General features: G+C 51.0%; 1 pseudogene. It reads left to right on the forward strand.

Features of this window, described 5'->3' with window-relative positions:
• Positions 1–255: pseudogene (locus KVT27_RS25395) on the forward strand (bacitracin ABC transporter permease); the annotation flags it as partial.

A 255-nucleotide genomic window follows, 5' to 3' on the forward strand; every position in this document is an offset into this window, starting at 1 on the left:
TCGTCCTGTATTTCGGCTCCTTGCTGGCGGGCAGCTTCGTCGGCTTCTCCGTCTCTAAACTGATTCTGATGGCTCTGTTCCGCCTTACGGGTGTCGACGCCATTGCAACGCTGCACTTTTCAACACCTGCATTGATCCAAACGTTCCTTGTCTTTGGCGCCATTTATTTGTTCATTATGCTGGTCAATTACGCATTCATCCGGAGGCAAACGATTCTCTCGCTGTTCCGCGTTTCCTCCTCGACGGAGATTAAAG

The sequence above is a fragment of the Lysinibacillus sp. GbtcB16 genome, from assembly GCF_019091145.1.
Lineage (GTDB): Bacteria > Bacillota > Bacilli > Bacillales_A > Planococcaceae > Lysinibacillus > Lysinibacillus fusiformis.